Genomic DNA, 14465 nt, shown 5'->3' with positions numbered 1-14465 from the left:
CACCCAGGCGTGCCCCGGCCCTGTTCCCGCAGCTCGGGGGCGGGGCCGGGGCTTTTTCGTGACCTCTGCGACGCGGCAGCCGACACCCGCGCCGGGTACAGTGCGGAGATCAGCAGACTTGCATGGTGAGGCCCCAGTGTTGACGCAGACCACCACCCGGGTCCTTGAGCCCAGTGATCTCGACGCCGCGCTCGAAGTCCTCGGGCGCGAGCCGGTCGAGAACGCCTTCGTCACCTCCCGGGTCCAGGTCGCCGGACTCGACCCCTGGCGCCTGGGCGGCGAGATGTGGGGCTGGTACGCCGACGGCGAGCTCCGCTCCCTCTGCTACGCCGGCGCCAACCTGGTCCCCGTCTGCGCCGGACCCGACGCCGTACGCGCCTTCGCCGACCGGGCCCGCCGCACCGGCCGCCGCTGCTCCTCCATCGTCGGCCCCGCCGGGGCCACCCGGCTGCTGTGGCAGCTCCTGGAGCCCAGCTGGGGCCCGGCCCGCGACGTCCGCTCCCACCAGCCGCTCATGGTCATCGAGAGCCCGTCCGCCACGGTCGATCCCGACCCCCTGGTCCGCCGGGTCCGCAAGGACGAGATGGACCTGATCATGCCCGCCTGCGTGGCCATGTTCACCGAGGAGGTCGGCATCTCGCCGATGGCCGGCGACGGCGGACTCCTCTACCAGGCCCGCGTCGCCGAGCTCGTCGGCAGCGGCCGCTCCTTCGCCCGCGTCGAGGACGGCAAGGTCGTCTTCAAGGCGGAGATCGGCGCCGCCACCGCCCGCGCCTGCCAGATCCAGGGCGTGTGGGTGGCCCCGGAGTTCCGCGGCCGCGGGCATTCCGAGAGCGGGATGGCCGCCGTGGTCGCCTACGCCCTGCGGGACGTGGCGCCCGTGGTCAGCCTCTACGTGAACGACTTCAACACCGCCGCCCGGGCCTCCTACCGGCGGGTGGGCTTCCGCGAGATCGGCGCGTTCATGAGCGTCCTGTTCTGAACCGGCCGAGGCCATACCGGCAGCCCCGTACCCCGAAGTAAGGTCGCCGCATGCTGCCTACCGGACTCCGCATCGGCCCCCTCGACCTCGCCGCCCGCGTGGACGAGGCCCTGCGCGTGCAGGCCGTCGCCTTCGGCCTCAGCGAGGAGGAGGTCGGCATCCGCCGCTACATCGTCCAGCGCCACATGACGTGCCGCGGCGCCCGCGCCCTCGGCGCGTTCACCGAGGACGGCGCCCTCACCGGCTTCGTCTACGGGATGCCCAACGACCGGACCCACTGGTGGTCCACGATCGTCGAGCCCTACCTGCGGGCCACCGCGCACGAGGACTGGCTCGACGGCTCCTTCGTCATCACCGAGCTGCACGTCCACCCCGGCTTCCAGGGCCACGGCGTCGGCCGCGCGCTGATCACCGGCCTCACCGACAACGCCGCCGAGCAGCGTTCCATCCTCTCCGCCGTCGACACCGAGAGCCCCGCCCGCGGCCTCTACCGGGCCCTCGGCTACACGGACCTCGCCCGCCAGGTCCACTTCCCGAGCGCGAGCCTCCCGTACGCCGTCATGGGCGCCCCGCTGCCGCTGCGGCGGCCCTGAATCCATTTCCGGCCCCCGTACGGCCCCCGGTAGCCTCGCCGCATGTCTACGCAACACGTGCAGCGCATGTCCCGCCTCATGGCCAAGACCCTCCGCGAGGACCCGGCCGACGCCGAAACCCTCAGCCACCGGCTCCTGGTCCGCGCCGGCTACGTCCGGCGCAGCTCGGCCGGGGTGTGGACGTGGCTGCCGCTCGGCAAGCGGGTCCTGGACAACGTCTCGCGCATCGTCCGCGAGGAGATGGACGCCATCGGCGCGCAGGAGGTGCTGCTGCCCGCGCTGCTGCCGAAGGAGCCGTACGAGGTCAGCGGGCGCTGGTCGGAGTACGGGGACCTGCTGTTCCGGCTCAAGGACCGCAAGGGCGCGGACTACCTGCTCGGCCCCACCCACGAGGAGATCTTCACCCTGGTGGTGAAGGACCAGTGCACCTCGTACAAGGACCTGCCGGTCATGCTCTACCAGATCCAGACCAAGTACCGCGACGAGGCGCGGCCCCGGTCCGGGGTGCTGCGCGGGCGCGAGTTCCAGATGAAGGACTCGTACTCCTTCGACGTGTCCGACGAGGGGCTGGCGGAGTCCTACCGGCTCCACCGCGAGGCCTACATCCGCATCTTCGAGCGCCTCGGCCTGGACCACCGGATCGTGTCGGCGGTGTCGGGGGCGATGGGCGGATCGGCGTCCGAGGAGTTCCTGGCGCCGGCGGAGGCGGGCGAGGACACCTTCGTGGACTGCCCGTCCTGCGACTACGCGGCGAACACGGAGGCCGTGACCTTCGCCCTGGCCGCCCCGGTGGCCGGCGGGCACCCGGCGCTGGAGGAGGTGGACACCCCGGACACCCCGACGATCGAGACCCTGGCCGCGCACCTGGGCGTCCCCGCCTCGGCGACCCTGAAGAACCTCCTGGTGAAAGTGGACGGCGAAATCGTGGCCGTCGGCGTGCCGGGGGACCGCGAGGTGGACCTCGGCAAGCTGGGCGAGCACCTGGCCCCGGCGGTGGTGGAACTGGTGACGGCCGAGGACTTCGTGGACCGGCCCGATCTCGTACGGGGCTACGTGGGTCCGCAGGGCCTGGACAAGGTCCGCTACCTGGCCGACCCGCGCGTCGCCCCGGGCACGTCCTGGGTGACCGGGGCCAACCGGGCCGACACGCACGCGCGGAACGTGGTCTGCGGGCGGGACTTCGAGGTGGACCGGTACCTGGACGTGGTCGTGGTGGAGCCGGGCGACCCCTGCCCGCGCTGCGGCGCCGGTCTGAAGCTGGGCCGGGCGATCGAGATCGGCCACATCTTCCAGCTGGGCCGCAAGTACGCGGACGCCTTCGGGCTGGACGTGCTGGGCCGCGAGGGCAAGCCGGTCCGGGTCACGATGGGCTCGTACGGGATCGGCGTCTCGCGGGCGGTGGCGGCGCTGGCCGAGCAGACGGCGGACGAGCGCGGGCTGTGCTGGCCGGCGGCGGTGGCCCCGGCCGATGTCCACGTGGTGGCGGCGGGCAAGGCCGTGCCGCTCGCGCTGGCGGAGCAGGCGGCCGCGGCCCTGGCGGGCTCGGGCCTGCGGGTCCTGCTGGACGACCGCCCGGGGCTGTCGCCGGGCGTGAAGCTCACGGACGCGGAGCTGATCGGAGTCCCGTGGATCCTCGTCGCGGGCCGCCGCGCCGCCGAGGGCGTGGTCGAACTCCAGCACCGAACCACGGGCACCCGCGAAGAACTCCCCCTCCCGGAGGCCCTGTCCCGCCTGACGTAACCCCGCGCCGGGCCTCCGCCCCGCGCCCCAGACGCCGACGAGCCTGGAGGTTCGGTCCTCCGCCCCGCGCCCCAAACGCCGACGAGCCTGGAGGCCGGTCCTCCGCCCCGCGCCTCAAGCGCCGACGGGGCTGGGAGTTCGAGGCTCTGCCCTGCGCCCCCGCCTCAAGCGCCGACGGGGCTGGGGTGTCACGCGAGGCAGGAGGCAGCAGCCACCTCCAGCCTCGCCGGCGTTTGAGGCGCGGGGTCTGGGGCGGAGCCCCAGTGGCCTCAGCCGTGCCGGCGTTGAGGTGCGGGCGCGGAGCGCCATCGGCCTCCCCGGACGGAGTCCGGGGGTCTGGGGCGGAGCCCCGGCTTCGGGAAGGGGCGGGGTGGGGGAGGGAAGCCCCGCGCAGCGGTTACCCGGGCGGCTCCTCCGCCGGGGGCGGCGAACCGTCCAGCCTCAGGCCCGGGACCGGCCCCGAGCCATCGCCGGCCCGGTCCGCCCCGGCCACGGGCCCGTCGGCGTCCCCGGGAGGCAGGGCATCCCCGGAAGGGCCCGTCCCGCTGGGAGGCGCGGAATCCGGCGCAAGGCCCGTGAGGCCAGGGGGCGCGGCGTCCGCTGTCGGGTCGGACCCGCTCGGGGGCGGGGCGTCCGGCGCAGGGCCGGTGACGGCGGGGGGCGTGGAATCCGCCGCAGCGCCCGTGATGCCGGGGGGCGTGGAATCCGCCGCAGGGCCCTTGAGGCCAGGGGGCGGGGTGTCCGCCGGTCGGCCGGGGGCAGGCGGTGGCTGGGCCGCGTCCGGGGGATGGTCCGCGCCCCCCGCCGGAGGCGGAGCGGCGCGCTCCAGGAAGCGGAGGAGTTCCACCGGGAACGGGAGGACCAGCGTCGAGTTCTTCTCGGCGGCCACCGCCACGACCGTCTGCAGCAGGCGCAGCTGGAGCGCCGCCGGCTGGTCCGACATCACCGCCGCCGCCTGCGCCAGCTTGTGCGAGGCCTGGAGCTCCGCATCCGCGTTGATCACCCGCGCGCGCCGCTCCCGGTCGGCCTCCGCCTGCCGCGCCATCGACCGCTTCATCGTCTCCGGCAGCGAGACGTCCTTGATCTCCACCCGGTCGATCTGCACGCCCCACCCCACCGCAGGGCTGTCGATCATCAGCTCCAGCCCCTGGTTGAGCATCTCCCGGTTCGACAGCAGGTCGTCCAGATCCGACTTGCCGATGATCGACCGCAGCGAGGTCTGCGCCATCTGCGAGACGGCGAAGCGGTAGTCCTCCACCGCCACGACCGCGTTCGCCGGGTCGACCACCTTGAAGTACACGACCGCGTCCACCCGCACCGTGACGTTGTCCCGGGTGATGCCCTCCTGGGCCGGCACCGGCAGCGTCACGATCTGCATGTTCACCTTCCGCAGGCGGTCCACGCCCGGGACGATCACCGTGAAGCCGGGCCCCCGGATATCGTCGCGCAGCCGACCGAAGCGGAAGACAAGGCCCCGCTCGTACTGCTTCACCACCCGTGCGGCGGCGCCCATGTAGGCCACGATCCCCACGCCCGCGGCGATTCCCGCTGTCAGCAGTTCTTCGACCATGACGGCCCCCTGCCGGACATACCTTTCTTTTCTACGGTATGCCCTACAACCAGGACGCGAACTCCAGCAGCTGCTCCGCGTCCCGGTCCCGTCCGGCCGCCAGAGCCCGGTTGCCCGACTCCACGGCCCGGAACACCGTCCAGCCCCGCAGCCGGTCCCGGTCCACCTCCAGGGCGTCGGCCAGCTTGTTCACCCGGCGCCGGGCGCCCGCCGCCCCCGCCGAGGAGGCCACCTGGTCCTCCAGCCGGTCCCGGACCAGCCGCGCCAGGTCGTACGCCCGCTCGCCGGTCAGCGGGTCCGGACCCACGGTCAGCCACGGCGCACGCTCGCCGGCGAGCACCTTGCCCTGTCGGAAGTTCCCGTGCAGCAGGACCTCCTCGGGCGGGGCCGCGACCAGCTCCTCGCGCATCGCCAGCGCCGCGTCGGCCAGGGCCCGCACGTCTGCCGGGGCCGCCCGCAGCGCCGCGGACTGCCGCTCGGTCCGCTCCGCCACCGTCTCCCAGTCGTGCCCGGCCGGCGGCGCCACCCACAGCCTGCGCAGCGTGCCGCTGGCCTCCAGCAGCGCCTTCGCCTCCGGCAGCGACCGCAGCGAGACCTCCGGGTGCAGCCGCTCCAGCAGCAGCGCCCCGTCGTCCTCGTGGTGCCGGGTGTCGAGGACCCGTACGGCTCCGAATCCGGCCCAGTGCGCCAGCGCGGCCAGCTCCCGGTCGGGACGGGCCTGCGGGGGCGCCAGTTTCAGGGCGGCCGGGGTGCCGTCGGCGTACCGGACGAGGACGACCAGGCTGCTGCGGCCGCCGGGGGCCGCCACCCGCTGTGCCTGTACCCCACGCCGGGCCAGCGCGGCCTCGGCGAGCTTCGGCAACTGCCGCATCCAGTCCGCGTCGTGGGCCGATTCCGGCATCTCGCCGAGCGCCCGTACAAGCCGCTGCGGCGGTTCGAAAACCATGCGTGCGTGGTCCCTTTCAGCTGGACTGGGCCTGTCGCGCTAGGTCGCGCGCCGTTCCGTGAGCCCAGGGAAGGCTACGCCGACACCACGCCAGCGTGCCGCGCGCACGGCCGCGGCGCTCAGCGCGTCGGCCGCCATGCGGCGCAGCGGGCCTTCCGACGCCCGCACCAGATCGGAGTACACCCCCGCCACCCGGTCCTCGATCTCGGCGGCCAGCCGCTCGGCGTCGGCGGGCGTGCGCACCTGGAACGGCAGGGCGTACGCCGCCTCCGCGGGCCGGGGCGCACCGCCCAGCTCCCGCACGGTCCGGGCGAGCGCGTCACGCCGCGCGAGGTGGCCGGAGTACGCCTCCCGGGCTTCCGTCGCGCGGGCGCCGGCGGTCCGGGCGCCGATCACCCCGTAGCCGTACGCGGCCGCGTGCTCGGCGGCCAGGGCGGCCTGCGCGGCTTCCAGGGGGCGGCCGGCGGGGGAGGGTGCGGGGGTCACGGCTTGGCTCCCGGGGTCGAGGTCAGCAGATGGGCGTGTACGGCACCGCAGGCGGCCACCGAGGCCAGCAACCGGGCCAGCTCCCCCGGGGCCCCGGCCAGGTCGATGGTCCGGGCCTCCGCGAGGCTGCGCTCGGCGTCGGCCAGGGCGCTCAGGGCGTCCTCGGCCTGGGCCGGCACCGGCTCGGGGCCGGTCGCGGGCGCTGCCACCCCCGTGGCACCGGACGAGGACGGGGCCGGGGACGGGGCCGCGGAACGGGACGCGGACGGCGAGCCCGAGGGGGTGGGGGCCAGGGCCGCCGCATGGGCGGCGACGGCGCCGCGCAGCGGGGCGAGCCGCTCCGCCAGGGCCGGATGGGCCGCGGCCGTGGCGTCGTAACGTTCCAGCAGTCGCCCACTGTCACGAACGGCCGCCTCGCGCATCCGCCGTTCGAGTGGAATCGCGGTGTCACCGTCGGGCGAGGGGCCGTCGGAGCACGCGGTGAGCAGTGCGGCACCGGCCGCGCCGGCGGCACCGGCGAGCAGGCTCCTCCGCGAGGGCCGGGGTGGCAGGGTCCAGGGCACGGCGACGTCCTCGGGGGTGATGGCGGGGCAGGGTGTGATCACGGTACCCGGGGCCCTGTCCAGAGGGCGGACGGCAACACCCTCCGCGACCGGATACCCTTTGACCTGACACACGACGAAACCACAACAGCACACGCGGCCGAGGAGTCACCCGGATGAGCACCACCCAGAGCGACAGGCTGCGCGGATTGCTGGAGCCGCTCGTGGCCGCCAAGGGCCTGGACCTCGAAGAGATCGAGATGTCCCGGGCGGGCAAGCGCCGGATGCTGCGCATCATCGTGGATTCCGACGAGGGCGTGGAGCTGGACACGTGTGCCGAGCTGAGTCGCGAGATCTCCGACCGGCTCGACGACACCGATGTGATGGGCGAGGACGAGTACGTCCTCGAGGTGAGCTCGCCGGGCGCCGACCGCCCGCTGACCGAGCACCGTCACTACGTACGGGCGATCGGCCGTCTCGTGAAGTTCCAGCTGGCCGAGAGCGGGGAAATCATCGCCCGCATTCTCGACGCCGACGACGAGGGACTGGACCTCGAAGTCCCGGGCGTGAAGGGCCGCAAGGCGACCGCCCGCCGTATTGCTTTCACCGACATCGCCAAGGCGCGTGTCGAGATCGAGTTCAGCCGCAAGGACAAGAAGGAAGAGGAGGCGTAGCCGTGGACATCGACATGAGTGCCCTGCGGGGTCTGGTCCGGGAGAAGGAGATCTCCTTCGACCTGCTCGTCGAGGCGATCGAGTCGGCCCTCCTCATCGCGTACCACCGGACCGAGGGGAGCTTCCGCCGCGCACGCGTCGAGCTGGACCGCACCAACGGTCACGTGGTCGTGTGGGCGACGGAAGACCCGAGGGACCTCGAAGAGGGCCAGGAACCCAAGGAGTTCGACGACACCCCGTCGGACTTCGGCCGGATCGCGGCGACGACCGCCAAGCAGGTGATCCTCCAGCGTCTGCGCGACGCCGAGGACGACCTGACCTTCGGCGAGTTCGCCGGCCGCGAGGGCGACGTCATCACCGGCGTCGTCCAGCAGGGCAAGGACCCCAAGAACGTCCTCGTCGACATCGGCAAGATGGAGGCCATGCTGCCGGTGCAGGAGCAGGTCCCGGGGGAGGAGTACACGCACGGGCTGCGCCTGAAGGCGTACGTCGTGCGGGTGGCGAAGGGCGTCCGCGGTCCGTCCGTGACGCTGTCCCGCACCCACCCCAACCTGGTGAAGAAGCTCTTCGCGCTGGAGGTCCCGGAGATCGCCGACGGCAGCGTCGAGATCTCGGCGATCGCCCGTGAGGCCGGTCACCGCACGAAGATCGCCGTACGGTCCACCCGCTCGGGCCTCAACCCGAAGGGCGCCTGCATCGGCCCGATGGGCAGCCGTGTGCGCAACGTGATGGCCGAGCTGCACGGCGAGAAGATCGACATCGTCGACTGGTCGGACGACCCGGCGGAGATGGTCGCGAACGCCCTGTCACCCGCCCGGGTCAGCAAGGTCGAGGTCGTCGACTGGGACACCCGCTCCGCCCGGGTCACCGTGCCCGACTACCAGCTGTCGCTGGCCATCGGCAAGGAGGGCCAGAACGCCCGCCTCGCCGCGCGGCTCACCGGCTGGCGCATCGACATCCGCTCCGACACCGAGCAGCCGTCGGAGCAGGGCGGGGAATAAAACCGCTACCGCGGGGGGCTACCCCGGCGGTAGACAGGGACCACCGTGGGCCCCCCACCGGGGGTCTATGAACAACAACATCCGTTCGATTTATCACCTGAAGGGGTGAGGTCGGTACGGGGAGGTAGACTGAGGCGTGTCTGGCCGGACGCAAGCCCGCGCATGCCCCGAACGAACCTGTGTGGGGTGTCGGGAGCGAGCGGCCAAGAGCGATCTGCTGCGCATCGTGGCGATCGAGGACGAATGCGTCCCCGATCCACGCGGTACGCTGCCCGGCCGGGGTGCCTACGTGCACCCCGCCGTGGTCTGCGTCGACCAGGCGGTCCGCCGCCGGGCGTTCCCCCGGGCCCTTCGGTCCGTCGGAGTGCTCGACACGACGGAACTGCGCAAAGCCCTGGCCGTTCAGGCCGAGGCGACACCGTAAGACAGAGAACGGCACGGATACCCCGTGCGGTCAGGTACCTCGCGAGTTGGAAGTAGGTCGAGATTGCGATGAGCACTCGATGAGTACGCGATGAGTACGCCCATGAAGTAGCAACGGTCCGGCGTAACCCGGACCTAAAAGGAGCGAAGTGGCTAAGGTCCGGGTATATGAACTCGCCAAGGAGTTCGGAGTTGAGAGCAAGGTCGTCATGGCCAAGCTCCAGGAACTCGGTGAGTTCGTCCGTTCGGCGTCCTCGACGATCGAGGCGCCGGTTGTACGCAAGTTGACTGACGCACTGCAGGGGCCCGGCGGCAACGCCGGCAAGACCGCTGCAAAGCCCGGCGCGCCCCGCAAGGCCGCGCCCGCCAAGCCCGCGGCGCCCTCCCCGGCCGCCGCGGCACGCCCCGCCGCCCCGAAGCCCGGCGCACCGGCCCCCAAGCCGGCCGTTGCCGAGGCTCCGGCCGCCGGTACCCCGGTGACCCCGGCCGCCTCCGGCCCGCGTCCCGGCCCGAAGGCTCCGGCCGCCCCGAAGCCCGCTCCGGCGGCGCCCGTGGCGACCGAGTTCTCTGCGCCTCCGGCGGCCCCGGCCGCCCCGGCGGCGCGCACCGAGCGTCCCGCCGCGGCCCCCGGTCCGCGTCCGGCGCAGCAGCGTCCGGCCGCCCAGGGCGGTCAGCCGCAGGCCGGCGCCCGTCCCGGCGCCCCGCGCCCGGCCGGCACCGCCCCCGGTGCCTCCGCCCCGCGTCCCGGTGCCTCGGCGCCGCGTCCGCAGGGTGCCCGCCCGGCGGGTCCCCGTCCGGGCAACAACCCGTTCACCTCTGGTGGCTCCACCGGCATGGCGCGCCCGCAGGCGCCCCGTCCGGCCGGCGCTCCCCGTCCCGGTGCCCCCGGCGCCGGCGGCGGCCAGGGTGCTCCCCGCCCGCAGGGTGGTCCCGGTGGCGCTCCGCGTCCGCAGGGCGCCGGTGCGGGTCGTCCGACCCCGGGCGGCATGCCCCGTCCGCAGGGCGGCGCCCCGCGTCCGGGTGGTGCTCCCGGTGGTAACCGTCCGAACCCGGGCATGATGCCGCAGCGTCCCGCTGCCGGTGGTCCCGGTCCCCGTCCCGGTGGCGGCCCCGGTGGCCGTGGTCCCGGTGCGGGCGGCGCTCGTCCCGGTGGCGGCGCTGGTCGTCCCGCGGGCGGCGGCTTCGCCGGCCGTCCGGCCGGTCCGGGCTCGCGTCCCGGCGGCGGTGGCGGCTTCGGTGGTCCCCGTCCCGGTGGCGGCGGCTTCGGCGGCGGCCCGGCTGGTGCCGGCGGCGGCGGTCGTCCCGGCTTCGGCGGGCGTCCCGGTGGTCCCGGTGCCCGTGGTGGCACGCAGGGTGCCTTCGGCCGTCCCGGCGGTCCGGCCCGTCGCGGTCGCAAGTCCAAGCGCCAGAGGCGCCAGGAGTACGAGGCCATGCAGGCCCCGTCGGTCGGCGGCGTGATGCTGCCCCGCGGCCACGGCGAGACCGTTCGCCTGTCGCGCGGTGCCTCCCTCACCGACTTCGCGGAGAAGATCAACGCCAACCCGGCGTCGCTCGTCGCCGTGATGATGAACCTCGGCGAGATGGTCACTGCCACGCAGTCCGTCTCCGACGAGACCCTCGAAATGCTGGCCGGCGAGATGAACTACGTCGTTCAGATCGTCAGCCCGGAGGAAGAGGACCGCGAGCTCCTCGAGGGCTTCGACATCGAGTTCGGCGAGGACGAGGGCGGCGAGGAATTCCTCATGCCGCGTCCGCCGGTCGTGACCGTCATGGGTCACGTCGACCACGGTAAGACCCGACTGCTCGACGCCATCCGCAAGACGAACGTCATTGCGGGCGAGGCCGGCGGCATCACGCAGCACATCGGTGCCTACCAGGTCGGTACCGAGGTCAACGGTGAAGAGCGCAAGATCACCTTCATCGACACCCCGGGTCACGAGGCGTTCACCGCCATGCGTGCCCGTGGTGCCAAGTCGACCGACATCGCGATCCTCGTGGTCGCCGCCAACGACGGCGTCATGCCGCAGACGATCGAGGCGCTCAACCACGCCAAGGCCGCCGGCGTCCCGATCGTCGTCGCGGTCAACAAGATCGACGTCGAGGGTGCCGACCCGGTCAAGGTGCGCGGTCAGCTCACCGAGTTCGGTCTGGTCGCCGAGGAGTACGGCGGCGACACGATGTTCGTCGACATCTCCGCCAAGCAGGGTCTGCACATCGACTCCCTGCTCGAGGCCGTCGTCCTCACCGCCGACGCCTCGCTCGACCTGCGCGCCAACCCGGAGCAGGACGCTCAGGGTATTGCGATCGAGTCCCACCTCGACCGCGGCCGCGGTGCCGTCGCCACCGTCCTCGTCCAGCGCGGTACCCTCCGCGTCGGTGACACGATGGTCGTGGGCGACGCCTACGGCCGAGTGCGCGCCATGCTCGACGACAAGGGCAACAACGTCGAGGAAGCGGGTCCGTCGACCCCCGTCCTGGTCCTGGGTCTCACCAACGTCCCCGGCGCCGGCGACAACTTCCTCGTCGTCGACGAGGACCGTACGGCCCGTCAGATCGCCGAGAAGCGTGCTGCGCGTGAGCGCAACGCCAACTTCGCCAAGCGCGTCCGTCGCGTGTCCCTCGAGGACCTCGACTCCGTGCTCAAGGCCGGTCTGGTCCAGGAACTCAACCTCATCATCAAGGGCGACGCGTCCGGCGCGGTCGAGGCTCTCGAGTCCTCGCTGCTCCAGCTCGACGTCGGTGAAGAGGTCGACATCCGGGTCCTGCACCGCGGTGTGGGTGCGGTCACCGAGTCCGACATCTCGCTGGCGATGGGCTCCGACGCCATCGTCATCGGTTACAACGTCCGTGCGGCCGGCCGTGCCGCGCAGATGGCGGACCGCGAGGGTGTCGACGTCCGCTACTACTCGGTGATCTACCAGGCCATCGAGGAGATCGAGGCGGCCCTGAAGGGTCTCCTCAAGCCGGAGTACGAAGAGGTCGAGCTCGGTACGGCGGAGGTCCGCGAGGTCTTCCGCTCGTCCAAGCTGGGCAACATCGCGGGTGTTCTCATCCGCTCCGGCGAGGTCAAGCGCAACACCAAGGCGCGGCTGCTGCGCGACGGCAAGGTCGTCGCGGAGAACCTCACCATCTCCGGTCTGCGCCGCTTCAAGGACGACGTCACCGAGATCCGCGAAGGCTTCGAGGGCGGTATCAACCTCGGTTCCTACAACGACATCAAGATCGACGACGTCATCGCGACGTACGAGATGCGCGAGAAGCCCCGCGCGTAAGCGCGAGGCGGTTCGCACCGTGTCGTAACTCGTAACACCGGGGCCGGTCGGCGGAATATCCGTCGATCGGCCCCGGCCGTTGCGTGTACGGTTCTGGTGACCCGGCCGTACGGCGGCCGGGTGAACCTGCCGGGTGACGGCCCGGCAGGCCACCGAACCCGCACCGGCGGGATATCCGGAACTGCATGTACGTGGGGACTCTGTCCTTCGACCTGCTCCTCGGCGACGTCCACTCGCTGAAGGAGAAACGCTCCGTCGTCCGGCCCATCGTCGCCGAGCTCCAACGCAAGTTCTCCGTGAGCGCGGCAGAAGTGGGCGACCAGGACCTGCACCGCAGGGCCCTTATAGGGGTCGCCTTGGTGAGTGGGGACGCGGGGTTCCTCTCGGATGTACTGGACCGCTGCGAGCGGCTGGTCGCGGCGCGTCCGGAAGTGGAGCTGCTGTCCGTACGACGGCGCCTCCACGGTGATGAAGACTGATAGCAAGACATAAGAAGGAGACGGACCAGTGGCCGACAATGCGCGGGCGAAGAAGCTGGCGGACCTCATCCGGGAGGTGGTGGCCGAGAAGCTGCTGCGTGGTGTCAAGGACCCCCGCCTCGGTACGCACGTGACCATCACGGACACCCGGGTCACCGGCGATCTGCGGGAGGCCACGGTCTTCTACACGGTCTACGGCGACGACGAGGACCGGGCCAGCGCGGCAGCGGGCCTGGAGAGCGCCAAGGGCGTCCTGCGCTCCGCGGTCGGCCGGGCGGCGGGCACCAAGTTCACGCCCACCCTGACCTTCGTGGCGGACGCCCTCCCGGAGAACGCCAAGACCATCGAGGACCTCCTCGACAAGGCGCGCTCCTCCGACGCCCAGGTACGCGAGGTCTCCTCCGGCGCGCAGTACGCCGGCGAGGCCGACCCGTACAAGAAGCCGGGCGAGGACGACGACGAGGACGCAGCCGCGGAATGAGCACCAACGCAGGGAGGACTCCTGGGGGCACCCCCCGGCCGGAGGCCGGGGGAGGCCTGGTCATCGTCGACAAGCCGTCCGGCTTCACGTCGCACGACGTGGTCGCCAAGATGCGCGGGATCGCCAAGACCCGCCGCGTGGGGCACGCCGGCACGCTCGACCCGATGGCGACGGGCGTGCTGGTCCTGGGCGTCGAGAAGGCCACCAAGCTCCTCGGCCACCTCGCGCTCACGGAGAAGGAGTATCTCGGCACGATCCGCCTGGGCCAGAACACCCTGACGGACGACGCCGAGGGCGAGATCACCTCCTCCACGGATGCCGCCGGGGTCACCCGGGAGGGCGTGGACGCGGAGATCGCGAAGCTGACCGGCGAGATCATGCAGGTTCCGTCCAAGGTCAGCGCCATCAAGATCAAGGGCGTGCGCTCCTACAAGCGGGCGCGGGACGGCGAGGACTTCGAGATCCCGGCCCGCCCGGTGACCGTCTCGTCGTTCCAGGTGTACGACATGCGGGAGGCGGAGGCCGAGGACGGCACCAAGGTCGTCGACCTCGTCGTCTCCGTCGTCTGCTCCAGCGGTACGTACATCCGGGCGCTGGCCCGCGACCTGGGCGCCGGCCTCGGCGTCGGAGGGCACCTCACGGCGCTGCGGCGCACGCGGGTGGGCCCGTACAAGCTCGACCTGGCCCGGACGCTGGACCAGCTCCAGCAGGAGCTGACCGTCATGCCGATCGGCGAGGCGGCGGCCGCGGCCTTCCCGCGCTGGGACCTGGACGCCCGGCGCGCCTCGCTGCTCGCCAACGGCGTGCGGATCGAGATGCCGGACGCGTACGCCGCCGGCCAGACGGTGGCGGTGTACGGGCCGGACGGAACGCTGCTCGGGCTCGTGGAGAGCAAGGGCGGCAAGGCCAAGTCCCTCGCGGTCTTCGTCTGATCCCGGCTGCCTGCTCGTTGTCGTGGAGCGGTGAGCGCACATCGATTTCCGCTCACCGCTCCACGACCCCCCTCGGGTAGGTGCTTATCCACCCGGACCCTGGTATTCACCCGTCCGAGCAGGCGCTCGGAGTGAATGGAGGGAGCGTAAGGGGGCGCGTTCGCCACGCGTGCTGTTCGTGCTGATCTTCCCCTGCCTACCGTCGTGAGCACGGGGCGTTGCGGGGGAGCGGTGCGGCCATGTCGGAGCTGGTCAGGATCTGCGATCTCGCCGGGCGGCCGCGCGGCAGCGGCTTCGCCGCCGACGACCGCGGCACTTTGGTCACTAGGTCCTGTTTGAAGTTC

The 14465-nt window shown here is 72.5% G+C and carries 14 protein-coding genes; 10 read left to right on the top strand and 4 right to left on the bottom strand.

Annotation, left to right across the window (positions count from 1 at the left end; translation table 11 throughout):
• Positions 1-136 precede the first annotated feature (136 nt).
• From J7E94_RS05670 to J7E94_RS05660, 3 genes are read left to right on the top strand one after another with little or no spacing between them, the layout of a single operon-like run.
• Entirely contained in the window at positions 137-982 is an 846-nt protein-coding gene (locus J7E94_RS05670) for a GNAT family N-acetyltransferase (protein ID WP_215012891.1), read from the top strand.
• Between the two features lie 50 nt (positions 983-1032).
• The gene (locus J7E94_RS05665) at positions 1033-1575 is read left to right on the top strand and encodes an N-acetyltransferase (protein WP_215012889.1); all 543 of its coding nucleotides are present in this window, start codon (positions 1033-1035) and stop codon (positions 1573-1575) included.
• Positions 1576-1617: 42 nt separating this feature from the next.
• Positions 1618-3315 carry a proline--tRNA ligase gene (locus J7E94_RS05660; protein ID WP_215012887.1) on the top strand — a complete coding sequence of 566 codons (1698 nt, stop codon included), beginning with the start codon at positions 1618-1620 and terminating at the stop codon, positions 3313-3315.
• Positions 3316-3712: 397 nt separating this feature from the next.
• Here the strand turns inward: J7E94_RS05660 and J7E94_RS34230 are convergent, their stop codons facing one another.
• Genes J7E94_RS34230 through J7E94_RS05640 form a run of 4 tightly spaced genes read right to left on the bottom strand, consistent with a single transcriptional unit; the run spans position 3713 to position 6922 of the window.
• A complete protein-coding gene (locus J7E94_RS34230; RefSeq protein ID WP_251056191.1) occupies positions 3713-4885 on the bottom strand; it encodes a slipin family protein in 1173 nt (390 codons plus the stop codon).
• A gap of 43 nt (positions 4886-4928) precedes the next feature.
• Complete coding sequence (locus tag J7E94_RS05650) at positions 4929-5831, bottom strand: aminoglycoside phosphotransferase family protein (protein WP_215012885.1); 903 nt, start codon at positions 5829-5831, stop codon at positions 4929-4931.
• A 39-nt stretch (positions 5832-5870) separates the two neighbouring features.
• Positions 5871-6317 carry a ferritin-like domain-containing protein gene (locus J7E94_RS05645; protein ID WP_308344604.1) on the bottom strand — a complete coding sequence of 149 codons (447 nt, stop codon included), beginning with the start codon at positions 6315-6317 and terminating at the stop codon, positions 5871-5873.
• Entirely contained in the window at positions 6314-6922 is a 609-nt protein-coding gene (locus tag J7E94_RS05640) for a hypothetical protein (RefSeq protein ID WP_308344602.1), read from the bottom strand. Before J7E94_RS05640 ends, J7E94_RS05645 begins: the two co-directional genes overlap by 4 nt.
• Before the next feature lie 113 nt (positions 6923-7035).
• Here J7E94_RS05640 and rimP point away from each other — a divergent pair, with 113 nt between their 5' ends.
• The 7 genes from rimP to truB all read left to right on the top strand — a co-directional run bounded on the left by rimP (position 7036) and on the right by truB (position 14121).
• Positions 7036-7533, top strand: a complete 498-nt coding sequence (gene rimP, locus J7E94_RS05635; RefSeq protein WP_215012883.1) for a ribosome maturation factor RimP — start codon at positions 7036-7038, stop codon at positions 7531-7533.
• Positions 7534-7535: 2 nt separating this feature from the next.
• The gene (nusA, locus tag J7E94_RS05630) at positions 7536-8534 is read left to right on the top strand and encodes a transcription termination factor NusA (protein WP_215012881.1); all 999 of its coding nucleotides are present in this window, start codon (positions 7536-7538) and stop codon (positions 8532-8534) included.
• Between the two features lie 136 nt (positions 8535-8670).
• Positions 8671-8958, top strand: coding sequence for a YlxR family protein (locus tag J7E94_RS05625; protein ID WP_215012879.1), 288 nt, complete (start codon positions 8671-8673; stop codon positions 8956-8958).
• Positions 8959-9106: 148 nt separating this feature from the next.
• Positions 9107-12229 (top strand): translation initiation factor IF-2, encoded by a 3123-nt coding sequence (infB, locus tag J7E94_RS05620; RefSeq protein ID WP_215012877.1) that lies wholly within the window; start codon positions 9107-9109, stop codon positions 12227-12229.
• 185 nt (positions 12230-12414) lie between these two features.
• Positions 12415-12708, top strand: coding sequence for a DUF503 domain-containing protein (locus J7E94_RS05615; protein ID WP_215012875.1), 294 nt, complete (start codon positions 12415-12417; stop codon positions 12706-12708).
• Positions 12709-12736: 28 nt separating this feature from the next.
• Positions 12737-13189, top strand: a complete 453-nt coding sequence (gene rbfA / locus J7E94_RS05610) for a 30S ribosome-binding factor RbfA (protein ID WP_215012874.1) — start codon at positions 12737-12739, stop codon at positions 13187-13189.
• On the top strand, positions 13186-14121 hold the full coding sequence (gene truB, locus J7E94_RS05605) for a tRNA pseudouridine(55) synthase TruB (RefSeq protein WP_215012871.1): 936 nt from the start codon (positions 13186-13188) through the stop codon (positions 14119-14121). The genes rbfA and truB overlap by 4 nt, the downstream gene beginning before the upstream one ends.
• The last annotated feature ends 344 nt before the right edge of the window (positions 14122-14465 follow it).

It is taken from the genome of Streptomyces sp. ISL-94 (assembly GCF_018614075.1).
In the GTDB taxonomy this organism is placed as follows: domain Bacteria; phylum Actinomycetota; class Actinomycetes; order Streptomycetales; family Streptomycetaceae; genus Streptomyces.
This window is presented reverse-complemented; position numbering and strand designations above follow the sequence as displayed.